Origin of the sequence: Geodermatophilus sabuli (genome assembly GCF_900215145.1) — a bacterium.
GTDB classification, from domain to species: Bacteria; Actinomycetota; Actinomycetes; order Mycobacteriales; family Geodermatophilaceae; genus Geodermatophilus; species Geodermatophilus sabuli.
Genome location: NZ_OBDO01000016.1, coordinates 45,479 through 61,725 on the forward strand (window position 1 = coordinate 45,479; position 16,247 = coordinate 61,725).

At 74.8% G+C, this 16,247-nt stretch carries 18 protein-coding genes; 10 read left to right on the plus strand and 8 right to left on the minus strand.

Annotation, left to right across the window (positions count from 1 at the left end):
- Position 1: 1 nt before the first annotated feature.
- The 6 genes from CRP39_RS25250 to CRP39_RS25275 all read right to left on the minus strand — a co-directional run bounded on the left by CRP39_RS25250 (position 2) and on the right by CRP39_RS25275 (position 5,591).
- Positions 2–694 (minus strand): ClpP family protease, encoded by a 693-nt coding sequence (locus CRP39_RS25250; RefSeq protein WP_216359922.1) that lies wholly within the window; start codon positions 692–694, stop codon positions 2–4.
- Entirely contained in the window at positions 691–990 is a 300-nt protein-coding gene (locus CRP39_RS25255) for a helix-turn-helix domain-containing protein (RefSeq protein WP_097209155.1), read from the minus strand. The genes CRP39_RS25250 and CRP39_RS25255 overlap by 4 nt, the downstream gene beginning before the upstream one ends.
- A gap of 113 nt (positions 991–1,103) precedes the next feature.
- Positions 1,104–2,225, minus strand: a complete 1,122-nt coding sequence (locus tag CRP39_RS25260) for an XdhC family protein (RefSeq protein ID WP_097209156.1) — start codon at positions 2,223–2,225, stop codon at positions 1,104–1,106.
- A 68-nt stretch (positions 2,226–2,293) separates the two neighbouring features.
- Positions 2,294–3,340: a vWA domain-containing protein gene (locus CRP39_RS25265; protein ID WP_245854108.1), complete on the minus strand. Its 1,047-nt coding sequence runs from the start codon at positions 3,338–3,340 to the stop codon at positions 2,294–2,296.
- A 220-nt stretch (positions 3,341–3,560) separates the two neighbouring features.
- Positions 3,561–4,478, minus strand: coding sequence for an AAA family ATPase (locus tag CRP39_RS25270; protein WP_097209157.1), 918 nt, complete (start codon positions 4,476–4,478; stop codon positions 3,561–3,563).
- Between the two features lie 204 nt (positions 4,479–4,682).
- A complete protein-coding gene (locus tag CRP39_RS25275; RefSeq protein WP_097209158.1) occupies positions 4,683–5,591 on the minus strand; it encodes a DUF2382 domain-containing protein in 909 nt (302 codons plus the stop codon).
- Positions 5,592–5,887: 296 nt separating this feature from the next.
- Between CRP39_RS25275 and CRP39_RS25280 the strand changes: the two genes are divergently transcribed.
- From CRP39_RS25280 to CRP39_RS26260, 3 genes are all read left to right on the plus strand, one after another.
- On the plus strand, positions 5,888–6,721 hold the full coding sequence (locus tag CRP39_RS25280; RefSeq protein ID WP_245854109.1) for a DUF3097 domain-containing protein: 834 nt from the start codon (positions 5,888–5,890) through the stop codon (positions 6,719–6,721).
- Positions 6,722–6,803: 82 nt separating this feature from the next.
- Positions 6,804–7,685 (plus strand): hypothetical protein, encoded by an 882-nt coding sequence (locus CRP39_RS27105; RefSeq protein WP_172442634.1) that lies wholly within the window; start codon positions 6,804–6,806, stop codon positions 7,683–7,685.
- A gap of 5 nt (positions 7,686–7,690) precedes the next feature.
- Positions 7,691–8,071, plus strand: a complete 381-nt coding sequence (locus CRP39_RS26260; protein WP_101811081.1) for a GntR family transcriptional regulator — start codon at positions 7,691–7,693, stop codon at positions 8,069–8,071.
- 48 nt (positions 8,072–8,119) lie between these two features.
- Here CRP39_RS26260 and CRP39_RS25290 read toward each other — a convergent pair whose 3' ends face one another.
- Together CRP39_RS25290 and CRP39_RS25295 are read right to left on the minus strand one after the other, a co-directional pair.
- On the minus strand, positions 8,120–8,959 hold the full coding sequence (locus tag CRP39_RS25290; RefSeq protein WP_097209159.1) for an aldo/keto reductase: 840 nt from the start codon (positions 8,957–8,959) through the stop codon (positions 8,120–8,122).
- 67 nt (positions 8,960–9,026) lie between these two features.
- A complete protein-coding gene (locus tag CRP39_RS25295) occupies positions 9,027–10,283 on the minus strand; it encodes an MFS transporter (RefSeq protein WP_097209160.1) in 1,257 nt (418 codons plus the stop codon).
- A gap of 250 nt (positions 10,284–10,533) precedes the next feature.
- Between CRP39_RS25295 and moaA the strand changes: the two genes are divergently transcribed.
- The 7 genes from moaA (at position 10,534) to CRP39_RS25330 (ending at position 16,247) form a co-directional block, all read left to right on the plus strand.
- Positions 10,534–11,586, plus strand: coding sequence for a GTP 3',8-cyclase MoaA (moaA, locus tag CRP39_RS25300; RefSeq protein ID WP_216359923.1), 1,053 nt, complete (start codon positions 10,534–10,536; stop codon positions 11,584–11,586).
- 76 nt (positions 11,587–11,662) lie between these two features.
- The gene (locus CRP39_RS25305) at positions 11,663–11,914 is read left to right on the plus strand and encodes a MoaD/ThiS family protein (RefSeq protein ID WP_097209161.1); all 252 of its coding nucleotides are present in this window, start codon (positions 11,663–11,665) and stop codon (positions 11,912–11,914) included.
- Between the two features lie 60 nt (positions 11,915–11,974).
- Positions 11,975–13,354, plus strand: coding sequence for a hemolysin family protein (locus CRP39_RS25310; RefSeq protein WP_097209162.1), 1,380 nt, complete (start codon positions 11,975–11,977; stop codon positions 13,352–13,354).
- On the plus strand, positions 13,347–14,372 hold the full coding sequence (locus tag CRP39_RS25315; RefSeq protein WP_097209163.1) for a hemolysin family protein: 1,026 nt from the start codon (positions 13,347–13,349) through the stop codon (positions 14,370–14,372). Before CRP39_RS25310 ends, CRP39_RS25315 begins: the two co-directional genes overlap by 8 nt.
- A gap of 52 nt (positions 14,373–14,424) precedes the next feature.
- Positions 14,425–14,634: a hypothetical protein gene (locus CRP39_RS25320; RefSeq protein WP_097209164.1), complete on the plus strand. Its 210-nt coding sequence runs from the start codon at positions 14,425–14,427 to the stop codon at positions 14,632–14,634.
- Between the two features lie 88 nt (positions 14,635–14,722).
- Entirely contained in the window at positions 14,723–15,211 is a 489-nt protein-coding gene (locus CRP39_RS25325; RefSeq protein ID WP_245854110.1) for a GAF domain-containing protein, read from the plus strand.
- A gap of 103 nt (positions 15,212–15,314) precedes the next feature.
- A complete protein-coding gene (locus CRP39_RS25330) occupies positions 15,315–16,247 on the plus strand; it encodes an SMP-30/gluconolactonase/LRE family protein (protein ID WP_097209166.1) in 933 nt (310 codons plus the stop codon).

The following is a 16,247-nucleotide window of genomic DNA, read 5'->3' on the forward strand; positions in this document are numbered from 1 at the left end:
GTCAGCGGGCCGGCTCGGCGGCGTCGAGCAGCCCGTAGGCGCGGGCCTCGGGGACGTCGAGCAGGGTTCCGGCCCGCAGGTCGGCGGCGACCTGCTCGACCGGACGGCGGCACGCCTCGGCCAGCCGCTCGTGCAGCCGGTGCAGCTGCCGGGCGTGCTCCGCCGCCCAGGCCTCCACCTCGCGGCCCGGGAGCCCGCGGGGTGCCCGCGGCTCGCAGAGGTGCACGGTGGCATGCGCGCCGGCGACCCGCCGGTCGGCCACGGCGAGGACCGCGACGGCCGGGCCGGTGAGCGTGCCCAGCAGGGTGGCGTGCACGGGGACGCCCATGAGGTCGAGCGCGTCCACCAGGGTGAGCGCGGCGTCGAGGTCGGCGCCCACCCCGGAGAGCTGCAGCCGGACCGGTTCGTCCCCGCTGGCGTCGAGCAGGGCCAGCTCCGCGACCGTGCGGTTGGCCACCTCGGCGTCCAGGTGTCCGGAGAGGACGACCACGCGCTGCTGGAGCAGCCGCTCGGCGAGCCAGTCCGTCGTGTCGACGACGACCGTGGCGGACGCCGACGACGGGGCCGGGGCCGGGGCCGGCGGGCGGGGTTCCGGGCTCCACGGGGTCCGCGGCCAGTCCGGCGGCCGCGGGGGGAACGGCGGGTCGGGGGGACCGGGCGGAACGGGTGGCCAGGTGCCCATGGGTCGGCTCATCGGGACTCCTCGCTCGGGGCGGTGGGACGGGTGGACGGCCCGGACGGTCGGACCTGCCAGTCGACGGTGCGGCCGAGCGCCGCCGCGTAGCGCTCGAGCGTGGACAGCCGCGCGTCGAGCCCACCGCTCTCCAGCCGGGCGACGGCCGACTGCGACGTCCCCATGCGTGCGGCGACGTCGGTCTGGCTCAGCTCGCTCTCCTGGCGGAGCCGGACCAGATCCTCGATCAGCTGCCGCCGGCGGTCGGCCGGACCGTCCAGGCCCGGGAACCGGCTGCGACGTGACGACGGTGGCATACCAGAAACGGTATACCTCATCCGCTATGACCGGGAGGCCCTCCCGTTGATCGTGATCACCACCGGGGCAGGCCGGGAGGGGCGGAAATGGCCATTTCTGCCCCTCCCGGGCCTCAGCGGTCGGCGGTCCGGTGGATCGGGCCGTCGATGCCGGTCAGCCGCTCGCCGGAGCCGCCCCACCGCCCGGCGATGATCTCCGCCGCGATGGAGATCGCCGTCTCCTCCGGGGTGCGGGCGCCGAGGTCGAGTCCGATCGGGGAGGACAGGGTGGCCAGCTCCTCCTTGGACAGGCCCGCCTCGGCCAGCCGCTCGAGCCGTTCGGTGTGCGTCCGCCGGGAACCCATCGCGCCGACGTAGGCCACCGGGATGCGCAGCGCGACCTCCAGCAGCGGGACGTCGAACTTCGGGTCGTGGGTGAGCACGCACAGCACGGTGCGCTCGTCGATGCGGCCGGCGTCCACCTCGGCCTGCAGGTAGCGGTGCGGCCACTCCACGACCACCTCGTGGGCATCGGGGAAGCGCTTGGGCGTCGCGAACACCGGGCGGGCGTCGCAGACGGTGACCCGGTAGCCGAGGAACGCCCCCACCCGGGCGACGGCGGCGGCGAAGTCGATCGCGCCGAAGACGATCATCCGGGCGGCCGGGGCGAAGGAGTTGACGAACAGCGACAGGTCGTCTCCGCGGCGCTCGCCGTCGTGGCCGACGTGCAGCATCCCGGTGCGGCCGGCGGCGAGCATGCCGCGGGCGTCGGCGGCGACGGCATCGTCCAGGCGCTGCAGGCCGAGGGTCCCGGAGGCGCGGTCGGGCCAGATGACCAGCCGCTTGCCGACCCGGTCCTCCGGGCCGGCGACACAGGTGACGACGGCGACCGGCTCGTGCGCGGCGACGGACTCGGCGACCTCCCCCAGCTCGGGGAACGACTCGCGGGAGACGCGCTCCACGAAGACGTCGAGGATGCCGCCGCAGGTCAGGCCCACGGCGAAGGCGTCGTCGTCACTGACGCCGTACCGCTCCAGGGTCGGGACGCCGGACTCGACGACGTCCTTGGCCTCCTCGTAGACCGCACCCTCGACGCAGCCGCCGGAGACGCTGCCCACGGCGGTGCCGTCGGGGCCGACCAACATCGACGCGCCCGCCGGCCGCGGGGCGGAGCGCCAGGTGGCGACCACCGTGCCCATCCCGACGGTCTCCCCCGCCTGCCACCAGCCGACCAGGTCCTCGAGCACGTCACGCATCGCTGCCTCTCCTCCGAGCGGAGTCCGGGAGTGCAGCAAACCTGCACCGTGGCACTCCGCTCAACGTCTCACGCACGCGAGATCACTCCCGCGAGCTCCTCGAACGCAGCCATGCTGTGCCCGGCGACGAAGTGGTCGACCGACGGCAGGGCCGCCTGCATGCCGCCGGTGAGCGGCTCGTAGCCCTCCCGGCCCTTGTGCGGGTTCACCCAGACGACCGCGTGGGCCAGCCGGTGCAGCCGCGCCATCTGCTCGGCCAGCACCTCGGTGCCGCCGCGCTCCCAGCCGTCGCTGCAGACGACGATGACCGCACCGCGGGCCGTGCCGCGCTGCCCCCAGCGGTCGAGGAACGCCTTGAGCACGTCGCCCAGGCGGGTGCCGCCGGACCAGTCGGGGATGGCGTGGCCGCTGGCCGCCAGCGCCTTGTCGGGGTCGCGCATCCGCAGCTCCCGGGTCACGCGGGTCAGCCGGGTGCCGATGGTGAACACCTCCGTGGCGGCCGGGTGCGCCCGGACCGCCGCGTGCGCGAATCGCAGCAGCGCGTCGGCGTAGGGGCTCATCGACCCCGAGACGTCGATCAGCAGGACGACGCGGCGCGGGCGGGGGCGCGCCCGCCGGTGCAGCAACCGGGTCACCTCCCCGCCGTCGTGCAGGGCGTGGCGCACGGTGCGCGAGGCGTGCACGGCGCCGTGCGCGCTGGGCCGGCGCCGCCGCGACGCGCGCATCGGGGCGGCCGGCACCAGCAGCGCGAACAGCCGGCGCAGGTGGTCCCGCTCCGCGAGGCTCATCTCGGCGACGTCGCGGTGGCGCAGCACCTCGTCCCCGCTCGCCGTCCCGGCCAGCTCGGGCGGCTGCTCGCCGTCGTCGCTCTCCCCGGTGCCGGGCTCCAGCGGCGCGGTCGTGGCCAACTGCCGGTCGGGCTGCGCGGCCGAGCGGCTCGGCCGCGGCGCCTCGCCACCGAAGTACGCCGCGAACGCGGCGTCGTAGCGGTCGAGGTCGTCCGGGCTGCCGCACAGGGTCAGCCGGCCGGCCCAGTACACGTCGGTGGCGTCGAGGACGTCGAGCGCGCCGACGGCGGCGAGCATCGCCTCCACCCGGTCCGGGGAGGCGGTCACCCCGGCGTGCCGGAGGGTCCGCGCGAAGCCCAGGACCGTGTCGACGACGTCCCGGGGTGGCCGGGTCCGGACGGCCCCGTCCCCGGTCCCGGTCCCGGTCCCGGTCCCGGTCCCGGTCCCGGTCCCGGTCCCGGTCCCCTGCAGGGTCCGACCGCGAGCGTGCGAGCGGGTGGGGGGCAGGGGGTCCTCCGACGAGGCGTGGGGAAGACGGGGTCCTGTCTCAGCCGCCACCGAAGAGCGCCCCCCGGGCGAGCGCGTGCACGCGGTCGGCGTCCTCCCGGTACTTGAGGACTGCGCCCAGCGTGCGGGCGGCGGTGTCGGGGTCGAGGGCGCGGGCGCCCAGGGTGTGCAGCGCGGTCGCCCAGTCCATGGCCTCGGCGACGCCGGGCGGCTTGAGCAGGTCGAGGGTGCGCAGCGTCGCCGTCGCCCGGGCCACCTCGCGGGCCAGCTGCTCGGTGACCTCCGGCAGCCGGCTGCGCAGGATCGCGACCTCGCGGTCGTAGTCCGGGTGCTGCAGCCAGTGGTACAGGCAGCGCCGCTTGAGGGCGTCGTGCACCTCGCGGGTGCGGTTGGAGGTCAGGATCACCAGCGGCGGGGTGGCCGCGCGGATCGTGCCGAGCTCCGGGATCGAGATGGTGAAGTCCGACAGCACCTCCAGCAGGAAGGCCTCGAACTCGTCGTCGGCGCGGTCGACCTCGTCGACCAGCAGCACGCTCGGGGAGTCCTCCAGTGCCTGCAGCAGCGGGCGGGCCAGGAGGAAGCGGCGGTCGTAGAGGGAGGCCTCGAGCGTCTCCGTGTCCCCTGTGGCGTGCGCCGCCTCCGCGGCCCGCAGGTGCAGCAGCTGCCGGCCGAAGTCCCAGTCGTAGAGCGCCTGGCTGGCCTCGAGCCCCTCGTAGCACTGCAGGCGGTAGAGCGGGCGGCCGGTCACCTGGGCCAGCGCCTGGGCGAGGGCGGTCTTACCCACGCCGGCCTCGCCCTCGAGGAACAGCGGCCGGTGCATCGCCAGCGCCAGGTACGCGGCGGTGGCCAGCCCCTCGTCGGGCAGGTACCCGGTGCCCCGGAGGGCCTCGGCCAGGTCGTCGGGGCCGGCGAACCCGCCGCGCGGGTCGGACACCGGCTCCAGCGCGGTCTCACTCACGCGGCGGCCCCGTCGGGGCTCGTCGTGGCACTGCCGTGGTCACCGCGTCCGCTCGCAAGCTCGCTCACGCTCCGAGCATCCCACCTGTGGTGCGGCACCTGCTCTGTGGCGGCGCCCCACCCCCTGACGGCAGGTGGCCGGCCGGAGAACTCGTCTCGGCCGGCCACCGCCGTGCTGGGCCCGGCCCACGGCCGGGCAGGGATCTCAGACGCGCCGGTCGCGGCCCGTGCCGCGCTCGGTGTCGCCGTCGACCTCGATCTGCTCCTTACGCAGGTCGGCGTTGACGGTCTCGGTGTCGGTGACCGTCTCGGTGTCCAGGCGCACGCGCTCGACGGGGACGGCCTCCTTCTCCACGACCGGACGCTCGGCGCGCAGCGTGACCTCGTGCTCCTCCTCGGAGATCGCGGGGCCGTCGAGGGCGTTGCCGATGTTGGCGTCGGTGATCGGCTCGCGCTCGACGCGCACCTCCTCGCGGGAGACCGGCACGGTCTCGGTCGCGTTCTCGGTGACGACGTACTTGCGCAGCCGGGCGCGGCCGACCTCCTCGGTCCGGGTGCCCACGTTCAGCTGCTCCTCCGAGCGCGTCATCGCGTTGTCCGTCGTGGGGCCCGAGGTGTCGCGGCCCACAGCACCGCGGGTGTCGACGCCGGCGGTGCCGGCCCGGTCGGTCCTGTCACGGTCGGTCATCCCGGCGGCCGCCATGCCGGTGGTCGACTCGGTGCCCGTGGTGGTCCCGGCGGTCGTCCCCGCACGGTCCGCGTGGCCGACGGTGGTGTCCGTCCGGCCGGTCGTGCCGGAGGTCGTACCGAGGTCGTAGTACCGGTAGAGCTCCTGCTCCTCCTGCGGCGACAGGTGCCCGTCGGTGTCGATCTTCGGGGCGTCCTTGACGGCGTCCTTGCTGACCGGTACCCGCAGGCCGTCGTCGGTCAGGTCGGCGTTGCGGAGGGGGACGAAGGACTCCTTGGTGCCGAACAGGCCGGTGCGCACGGTCACCCACTCGGGCTGGCCGGTCTCGTCGTCGAGGTAGACCTCCGAGGCCGACCCGATCTTCTGGCCACTCTGGTCGTAGACGTCCTTGCCGATCACACGGCTGATGGTTTCGGTACCGATCATCGTCGTCGCGGCTCCTCTCTGAGCACGGGGTGCAACGGTCACCCCGGTGGGTGACCCCCACCCGGCAGCCGAAACAGGACCCGTCCGCCGACACGCCCGGGGCCGACCGGAACGACCACCGCCGGACGACGGTCGTCGCGCCGTCTCCGGTGCGTCTGTGCTGGTCAGGCCCAAGAAGGTGACGCGCAACCGATCCCCGACGAGAGCCTGGCCAATCCGGTCACGCTCCGCGATCGCCTTGCCTCCGGGCGTGTCATGTCGACACCGGCCCCGGCGCGTCGCCGCCGTCCTCGGGGGTGGGGCTGCTCATCCTGGACGGCGTGCCTCCCCGCTCGCCGTACGACGACCTGGTCCACCCGCGCACCGTGAAGAAGCCGCCGCCCCAGGTGGAGGCGCTCGAGGACGTCGTCGTCGAGGACCCGAGCAGCGGGTTCGTCGGTGCCGTCGTGCGGTGCGAGAAGGACGCCGTCCACCTCGAGGACCGCTTCGGGAAGGTGCGGGCCTACCCGCTGGGCCCGGGCTTCTGGGTCGACGGCCGGCCGGTCGTGCTCGTGCGCCCCAAGCAGAACGCCCCGTCGGGCCCGCAGCGCAGCGCCTCCGGCTCGACCTACGTCGTCGGCGCGCGCGCCCGGGTGGCCCGCGAGGGCCGCATCTACGTCGAGGGCAAGCACGACGCCGAGCTGGTGGAGAAGGTCTGGGGCCACGACCTGCGGATCGAGGGCGTCGTCGTCGAGCCGCTGCACGGCGTCGACGACCTGCCGGCGATCGTGCGCGAGTTCCGGCCCTCCTCCGGGCGCCGCCTGGGCGTGCTCGTCGACCACCTGGTGACCGGCTCCAAGGAGTCGCGGATCGCCGGCCAGGTCACCGGGGCGCACGCGCTGGTCGTCGGGCACCCCTTCATCGACATCTGGCAGGCGGTCAAGCCGCAGGTGGTCGGCATCGGAGCCTGGCCCACGGTGCCCAAGGGCGAGCCGTGGAAGGAGGGCGTCTGCAGGCGCCTGGGCTGGGAGGACGACACCGGCTACGTGTGGGCGCAGCGGATCCTCGCCCGGGTGCGCACCTGGACCGACCTGGAACCGGCGCTGATCGGCCGGGTCGAGGAGCTCATCGACTTCGTCACCACCGACTGAGCCCGGGCGCGCAGGTCTTGCGCCGGTCGGCCATCGCGGTCATTGTGTCAATCCCTTGACTCAATGATCCAGTGGAGGATGCGTGGCCCTGCTGCCCCTCGTCGTGCTGCTCGTCCTCGCCGGCACGGTCGCGGTCGGCGCCGCGGTCTCGTGGCGCTCCCCGCCCAGCCGGGAGGCCACCGTGGCCGCCGCCCGCACGCACGGCGCCTGCGGGGCGGTCGCGGCCGTCCTGCTGGGGGCGGCCGCCGCGCTGTACGTCGGGCAGGCCGGGCTGGGCAACTCGTCGCCCGGCGGGCTGGGCGTCACCGCGCTCCTCGTGCCGGTCGCCTTCGGCGTCGTGCACACCGGCGTCCTGACCGTCGCCGAGCTCACCTGGCCGCGCCCCCGGGGGCAGGTGCGCCGGGCCCGGCTGGTGCGCAGAGGGGTGCTGGACGCCGCTCCGCGCTGGCTGGTCCGGCTGGCCGCGGCCGCGGCGCTCGCCGCGACGGTCCTGCTGGCCAGTGGGGCCGCGCTGGCCGACGGCAGCGGGCGCCGGTTCTCGTACGCGTACGGCGACACGGCGGGCGCGACGGCGACGGCGAGCCCGTTCCCCGGCGCCTTCTACGGGCAGCCGGCGGCATGGGGCCTCCTGCTGCTGGCCCTCACGACGGCTGCGGCGTTGTGGATCGTGGCCACCCGCCCGGCGGTGGCCACCGACGACGAGCGAGCCGAGAGGGCCCTGCGCCGCGCGTCGGCCCACCGGGTGCTGCGCGGTGCCGTCGCGGCGTCACTGGTCACTGTCGGGGGACTGACCGCCGTCGGTGGGCAGGCGGTGTGGAGCGCCGCCTCCCACCAGGGCGCCGGGCCCGTCGCCGTCACCGGTGCGGTGGCCGCCTTCCTCGGACTGGCCTCCCTGCTGGCCGGGGTGGTGGTGGCCTGCGTCCGGGCGCCCGGCATCCCGGCGGACCAGCCCGTGTCGGCCTGACCGCCGTGGCCCTGGACATCACGGTCGACGTCACGGCGGCGACTCCGCCGTACGAGCAGATCCGCAGCCAGGTCGCCGGCTACGTGCACGCGGGGCTGCTGCGCCCCGGCGACCGGCTGCCCACGATGCGCGCCCTCGCCGCCGACCTGGGCGTGGCCGTCGGCACGGTGGGGCGGGCCTACGCCGAGCTGGAGGCCGCCGGCCTGGTGGCCAGTCGCCGGCGCACGGGCACGGTGGTCACCAGCCGTTCGCCCGCCCCGGCCCCGGTGGAGGAGGAACTGCGGCGGGCCGCGACCGACCTCGCCGCCCAGGCTCGCGCGGCGGGGGTGGACGCCGAGACGGTGCTGGCCATCGTGCGGGCGGCCCTGCGCCAGCCCGCCGGGTGACGGAGTGGATCCCTCGGGGGTCACCCCGAGGGATCCACTCCGTCCGCGTCACTGCGGGATGTAGTTGAACGTGTCCGGGTCCGGGCCGGTGCGCTCGCCGCGGTCGAGGCCGGTGATCGCGGCCATGGCCGACTCGTCGAGCTCGAAGTCGAACAGGGCGAAGTTCTCCTCGACCCGCGAGCGGGTCACCGACTTCGGGAAGACGACGTCCCCTCGCTGGACGTGCCAGCGCAGCACCACCTGGGCCGGCGTGCGGTCGAGCTGCTCGGCGATCGTGGTGATCACCGGGTCGTCCAGCACCTTGCCCTGCGCGATCGGCGACCACACCTCGGTCACGATCTCGTGGTCGGCGTTGAACGCGCGCAGGTCGTCCTGGGCGAGGTAGGGGTGCACCTCGATCTGGTTGACCGCCGGGCGCACCTCGGTCTCGGCGAACAGCCGGCGCAGGTGGTGGGCCTGGAAGTTGGAGACGCCGATCGCGCGGCACCGGCCGCCGGCGTAGATCTCCTCCATCGCCTTCCACGTCTCGACGTAGTCGACGTCGATGCCGGGCAGCGGCCAGTGGACGAGGAACAGGTCCAGGTGGTCGGTGCCGAGGTCGGCCAGGGTCTGGTCGAAGGCGCGCAGCGCGTCGTCGCGGCGGTGGAGGCCGTTGTTCAGCTTGCTGGTGATGAAGACGTCGCCGCGGTCGACGCCGGACCGCCGGATGCCCTCCCCGACGCCCTTCTCGTTGCGGTACATCTCGGCGGTGTCGATGTGCCGGTAGCCGACCTCGAGTGCCGAGGCGACGGCGTCGGCGGTGTCCTCGGGCGGGACCTGGTAGACGCCGAACCCGAGCTGCGGGATCTCGACACCGTTGGTGAGCCGGATCGTGGGCACGCTGGCCACAGGTGCTCCTCTCGACGGATGGGGCGCCGCGCGCAACCGGGTGGCGCGCGACCTGCCGGCGGGGTCGCTACCCGGCCGCCTCGCGCTCAACCCGGGCACTTCCACCAGGTGGGAGGTCGGCGGCGGGACGGCGCAGGACCGGCGCCCCGGCCAGGGCCAGCACCACCGCCAGGGCGGCGGCCAGGGCCGGGACGGCGAAGGCGGTCTGCGCCCCCCAGGCGTCGACCGCCGCCCCGGCCAGCGCGGCGCCCGCGGTGACGCCGAGGGTGAGCCCGGTGGTGGTCCACGACAGCGCCTCGGTCAGCGACCCCCGGGGCACGCGCGACTCCACCAGCGAGGTCCCCGAGACGAGGACCGGCGCGATCGTCAGCCCGGCGAGGAACCCGACCCCCACCAGCACCACCAGGGAGCCCACGCCCCACAGCAGCTGCGCGGCCAGCCCGAAGGCCACCGCCGTGGCGAGGAACCGGCTGGTCAACGTGCCGGGCAGGCGGACGACGCCGTACAGCAGGCCGGCGACGAGGCTGCCTCCGGCGAAGACCGCCAGGGCGAGCCCGGCCAGGGCCGGGGCGCCCTCGGCGTCGGCGAACCCCACCACCACGACGTCCAGGGCACCGAAGACCACGCCGACGGCCACGTAGGCGGCCGCGACCACGAGCACGGTGGCGTTGAGAGCCGCCCAGCGGCGGGCCGGCGCCGCGGGGTCGGGCTCGTGCAGCGGCGGCTCGGTGCCGCGCTGGGCGGCCAACCAGAAGCCGCCGAGCGAGCCGAGCACGATGCCGGTGAGGAAGCCGACCGGCGGCGCGACCAGCGTGGCGAGCAGGGTGACCAGAGGCGGGCCGACGACGAAGACGACCTCGTCGACCACGGCCTCCAGCGCGAAGGCGGTCTGCCGGGGGCCGGCGTCCTCCAGCGCCGCCACCCAGCGGGCGCGCACCAGCGAGCCGATGTTCGGCCCGGCGGCACCGCACGCGGCCGCCAGGACGAACCACGACCAGTGCGGCGCCCCGGCGGTGACGGCCGTGACGAACGCGATCCCGGAGAGCAGGTAGACCGTCATCGCCCAGCGCAGGACGGTCCCCTGGCCGCGGCGGTCCATCATCCGGGCCCACTGCGGGCTGGCGACGGAGAAGCTGAGGGCCAGCGTGCCGGAGACCGCGCCGGCGAGGGCGTAGCTGCCGGTCTCGCCGGACACCAGGAGGACCGCTCCCAGGCCGAGCATCGGGATGGGCAGGCGGGCCACCCAGCCGGCGAAGGAGAACGCCACCGACCCGGGGACGGCGAACAGACGGACGTAGGGGCTGAACACGGTGCGGGGCGACACGGGACTCTCGCGCTTCCTGGCCACAAGCGAGTGCGGGGCTGCCCGCCGGTCTCTCGGGTGGCCTGGCGACCGTAGCAACGCCTCCCGACACCGCGCCCCCGTTTTCCCGGGGGACGCGACGGCCGCGTGTCGCCGGCCCCGGGCCGGCCGACCGGCGCACACCCCGACGGCGACCACCGGAGCACCGGCCGTCCCGCGTCCGGCGTCCGGGGGACGGCACGGTGTCGGCATCCGCCACTACATTCGGGGGGTGACCTCGACGAGCCCGCTGCCCGACCCGGTGCTGCGCCGTCCCGACCCGGTGCCCGGGTCCGGCGGCCTGGTCGACCGGCACGGCCGGGTGGCCACCGACCTGCGGGTGTCCCTGACCGACCGCTGCAACCTGCGCTGCACCTACTGCATGCCGCCCGAGGGCCTGGACTGGCTGCCCAAGGTCGAGGTGCTCACCGACGAGGAGATCGCCCGGCTGGTCCGCATCGGCGTGGAACAGCTCGGCATCCGCGAGGTGCGCTTCACCGGCGGCGAGCCGCTGCTGCGCCCCGGCCTGCCCGGCATCGTCGCCGCCGCGACCGCGCTCCACCCCCGCCCCGAGGTCAGCCTCACCACCAACGCCATCGGCCTTGTCCGGATCGCCCCCGCCCTGGCCGAGGCCGGCCTGGACCGGATCAACGTCAGCCTCGACACCCTCGACCGCGACCGGTTCAAGCAGCTGACCCACCGCGACCGGCTCGACGACGTCCTCACCGGCCTGGCCGCCGCCCGCGACGCCGGCCTGACCCCGGTCAAGGTCAACGCCGTCCTGCTGCACGGCATCAACGACGTCGACGCCGTCCCTCTGCTGGACTACTGCCTCGACCAGGGCTACCAGCTGCGGTTCATCGAGCAGATGCCCCTGGACGCCCACCACGCCTGGACCCGCGGCCGGATGGTCACCGCCGAGGACATCCTCGAGCGGTTGTCGACGGCGCACACCCTGAGCCCGGACACCGAGGAGCGCGGCTCCGCCCCGGCCGAGCGCTGGCTGGTCGACGGCGGCCCCGCGACCGTCGGCGTCATCGCCTCGGTCACCCGCTCGTTCTGCGGCACCTGCGACCGGACCCGCCTCACCGCCGACGGGCAGATCCGCAACTGCCTGTTCGCCCGCGAGGAGTCCGACCTGCGCGGGCCCATGCGCGACGGTGCCACCGACGCCGAGCTGGCCGACCGCTGGCGGATCGCCACCCTGGCCAAGCTGCCCGGACACGGCATCGACGACCCGAGCTTCCTGCAGCCCACCCGGCCGATGTCGGCCATCGGCGGCTGAGAGCCGTGAGCCGACAGCGAGTGAGCATCGCAGCGAGCTCCGCGAGCGAGGAGCGGAGCGAGCGCGGAGGCGAACCATGAGCACCGCGCAGGTCACCGTCCGGTACTTCGCCGGCGCCCGTGCGGCTGCGGGCGTGGACACCGAGACACGCACCGCCGCCACCCTGGACGAGCTGGTGGCGCAGATCGTCGACGCGCACGGCGAGCGGTTGGAGCGGGTGCTCACCGCCTGCAGTTTCCTCGTCGACGGAACGCAGACGCGGAACCGCGCGTTGGTGCTGGAGCCCGGGGCGGTCGTCGACGTGCTGCCCCCGTTCGCCGGAGGTTGATCCCCCAGCAGTGACGGCGCTGCCTCACCATCCCCCGTCCCCCGAACCAGACCCCACCCGATGACCGAGTGGTTGCTCGTCGGCGTCGGTGTCCTCCTGGTCCTCGCCTGCGCCGGCTTCGTCGCCTTCGAGTTCGCCCTGGTCACCGTCGACCGCGCCACGGTCGAGCGGGAGGTCGACGCCGGTCGCCCCCGGGCCGCCGGCGTCCTGAGCGCGATGCAGACGCTCTCGACCCAGCTGTCCGGCGCCCAGCTCGGCATCACGGTCACCAACCTGGCCATCGGCTTCGTCGCCGAGCCCTCCATCGCCGCCCTGCTGGAGGGCCCCCTGGCCTCCCTCGGACTCTCCGGCGGCGCCGCGCGTTCGGTGTCGATCACGCTCGCCCTGGTGCTGGCGACCGCGCTGACGATGGTCTTCGGCGAGCTGGTGCCCAAGAACCTGGCGATCTCCGCCCCGCTGGGCGTGGCCAAGCGGGTCTCCGGCTTCCAGCGCGGCTTCACCCGGTCCACCGCGCTGGTCATCCGGGTGCTCAACGGCTGGGCCAACGGCATCCTGCGCCGGTTGTTCGGCGTCGAGCCGCAGGAGGAGCTGGCCTCGGCCCGCTCCCCGGAGGAGCTGACCTCCCTGGTCCGCCGCTCGCGCACCGTCGGCACCCTCCCGGCCGGGACGGCGACCCTGCTCGAGCGGGGGCTGGCGTTCGGTGAGCTGCGGGCCAGCGACGTCGCGACCCCGCGGATCCGGATGACCACCGTCGCGGTGGACGCCCCGGTCGCCGACGTCCTCACCACCGCCCGGGAGTCCGGGCACTCGCGGTTCCCGGTGGTGTCCGGGGCCGGCGCCGACGACGTCGTCGGGATGGTCCACGTGAAACACGCCCTCGCCGTCGCGCGCGACGAGCGCGGCCGCGTCCCGGTCGAGCGGGTCATGGTGCCGCCCCGGTTCGTCCCGACGTCCCGGCAGCTGGACGAGCTCCTGGTCGACCTGCGGCGAGGCGGGTTGCAGATGGCCGTCGTCGTCGACGAGTACGGCGGCACGGACGGCCTGGTGACCGTGGAGGACCTCGTCGAGGAGCTGGTCGGGGCGGTGTCCGACGAGCACGACGAGGACGAGGAGCAGGACGTGGTCGACCGCGGCGACGGCACCTGGTCGGTGTCCGGCCTGCTGCGCCCCGACGAGGTGAGCGCGCGGACCGGGCTGGCCGTCCCCGCCGACCGGCACTACGAGACGATCGGCGGGCTCGTGCTCCACCGGCTGGGCCGCATCCCCGAGCCGGGGGACCGGGTGACGGCGCTCCGGCAACTGCCGACCGAGCTGGCCGGCGAGGCCGAGGGCCACCCCGGCGGCGTGTGGGTCCAGGTGGAGAGCCTGGACGGCACCCGCGTGGACCGGGCGCTGGTCGGGGCCCTCACCGGTGAGGACCGGGAGGCCACCGATGGGTGACTGGGTCGGGCTGGTGGTGGCCGCCGTCCTGCTGCTGGCGAACGCCTTCTTCGTGGGCGCGGAGTTCGCGCTGATCTCGGCCCGCCGCTCGTCCATCGAGCCGCTGGCCGAGGCGGGGTCCCGTCGCGCCCGCACGACGCTCGCGGCGATGGAGCGGGTGTCGCTCATGATGGCCGGGGCGCAGCTGGGCATCACCGTCTGCTCGCTGGGCCTGGGCGCCATCGGGGAGCCGGCGGTGGCCCACCTGCTGGAACCGGTGTTCGAGGCGCTCAGCGTGCCGGGGGCGCTGGTCCACCCGATCTCCTTCGTCCTCGCCCTCGCCGTCGTGGTGGCGCTGCACGTGGTGATCGGCGAGATGGTGCCGAAGAACCTCGCGCTGGCCGGCCCGGACCGCGCCGCGCTGGCGCTGGCCCCGCCGCTGTCGGCGGTGGTCACGGTGCTCAAGCCGGTGATCGTCGTGCTCAACGCGCTGGCCAACGGCGTCCTGCGGCTGCTGCGCGTCCCGCCCAAGAACGAGGTGACCAGCTCCTTCACCCGGGACGAGGTCGCCGGGCTGCTCGACCAGTCCCGCGCCGGCGGGCTGCTCGACCAGCAGGAGCACGACCTGCTCACCGGCGCGCTCACGCTGGAGGACCGCGACATCCGCTCGGTGCTGATCCCCCGCGAGCAGCTCACCACCGTGCGACCGGACGACGGCGCCCTGGCGGTCGAGCGCGCCGCCGCCCGCACCGGGTTCTCCCGCTTCCCGGTGGCCCGCGGCGGCGAGTTCACCGGCTACGTGCACGTCAAGGACGTGCTCGTCGCCGACGGGGAACCGGACGTGCGGGTCTGTGACATCACCCGGCCGCTCCCACGCATCCCGGGCACCGGCGACCTGCGCGCGACGCTGCAGACGATGCAGGCCGACGGTGCCCAGTTCGCCGCGGTGACGGAGGACGGCGTGGTCCTGGGCGTCGTCGCGTTGGAGGACATCCTCGAGGAGCTGGTCGGCGAGATCCGCGACTCGGTGCACCGGTGATGCCGCGCGCGAAGGCACTGCGCCGCTGGTCACGACGCCGGACAATGGGCGTATGAGCATCTGGGGCAGGGCCAGGGCGAAGGCCGACGAGCTCATCGGCCGCGCCGAGGAGGTCTACGGGGAGTCGCACGGCGACGCCGCGGCCAAGGCGGCCGGCGAGGCCCGACGCCTGGAGGGCGAGGCCGAGGAGGAGGCCGAGCTCGGCGGCACCACCGACCGCCGCCCCCCGCCGGACGACGGCGGGGTGCCTGCACGACACTGACCGTGGCCGTCACGGCGCGCGACCGTGCGTAGCCGGTGCGCAGGGGGGAATACCGGACGACATGGTTCCAGAGCCAGGAATCGCAGACGTGGTGCCCTGGCGCGACTTCGGCGCCGCCGCCTGTGGCGTTCTCGAGTTCCTGCACCACCACCTGGGCTGGGACGTGTGGACGGTGACCCGCGTCATCGACGACCGTCAGGTGGTCCTGCACGCCTACCCGGCCACGGCACTGCCGCCGGGGGCCTCCCTCCCGTGGGAGGAGAGCTTCTGTCGCCTCATGGTCGCCGGCGAGGCACCGCGGGCGGCCACCGTGACCGCCGCCGTCCCCGAGTACGCCGCCCGTTCCATGGGCCCGGTCGACCGGGTGGCGGCCTACCTCGGCGTCCCGCTGGTCACCGCCGACGGGGACCTGTTCGGCACCGTGTGCGCGGTGGGGTTCCGCGCCCGTCCGCGCAGCGCGAACCGTGACCTGCCGCTGGTGGAGATGGTCGCCCGGATGCTGAGCACGCTCATGGCCGCCGGCCTGACCCCGGATGACCCGCCGCCGGGCCCGGACCTCCGCCCCACCGACAACTGACCGGACCGCTCGGCGGGCGAACCGCCTCCGCCTCTTTCCGCGACGGCGGCACGGTGTCATCGTGGGACGCCCGCGCCCACCGCGGTCCGACCAGGAGGCACGGATGCCCAGGTCCCTCTCGCCGGCACGCACGACGGTGCTCCTGGGCGCCGTCCTCGGACTCCTCCTGGGAACCGGCGGCCCGGCCGCCGCAGCGCCCGCGGACGACGACGTCATCGTCCTGCCCGGGGCCAGCTCCGCCGAGGGCATCGCGCGGGGCGACGGCGCCACCTTCTACGCCGGCGACCTGTTCCGCGGCGACGTCTTCCGCGGGGACCTGCGCGAGCGGACGGCTGAGCTCTTCATCGACGCCCCGGACGGGCGGATCGCCGTCGGCATGGACACCGATTCAGAGCGCCGGCTGCTCTTCGTCGCCGGGGGCGCCACGGGCCAGGCGTACGTGTACGACACCCGGTCCGGCGAGACGGTGGCGACGTACCAGCTCAGCGCGCCGGGACAGTCGTTCGTCAACGACGTCACCGTCACCTGCGACGGCGCCTGGTTCACCGACAGCCTGCAGGCGCAGCTCTACCTGGTGCCGCTCGAGGACGGGGAGCCCGGCCAGGCGAGCACCCTCGCGCTGAGCGGCCCAGCCGCCGACACCAGCGGGGAGTTCAACCTGAACGGGATCGTCGCCACCGGTTCCGGCCGGACGCTCGTCGTGGCGCACTCGGGGAACGGCCAGCTGTACACCGTCGACCCGGAGACCGGCGCCAGCGCGCTGGTCGACGGGGTGAGCGTGCCGAACGCCGACGGCCTGGTGCTGGACGACCGCCGGCTGTGGGTGGTGCGCAACCCGGAAAACCTGGTGGTCGAGGTCGAGCTGAGCCGGGACCTGACGTCGGGGGAGGTGCGGGAGGAGATCACCTCCCAGCGCTTCCAGAGCCCGGCGACCGCGATCCGGTACGACGGCGAGCTGGCCGTGGTGAACGCCAAGTTCGACACCGGCGTCCCGCCGACCGCGGACGAGTACGAGGTGGTCCTGGTCGACGACTGA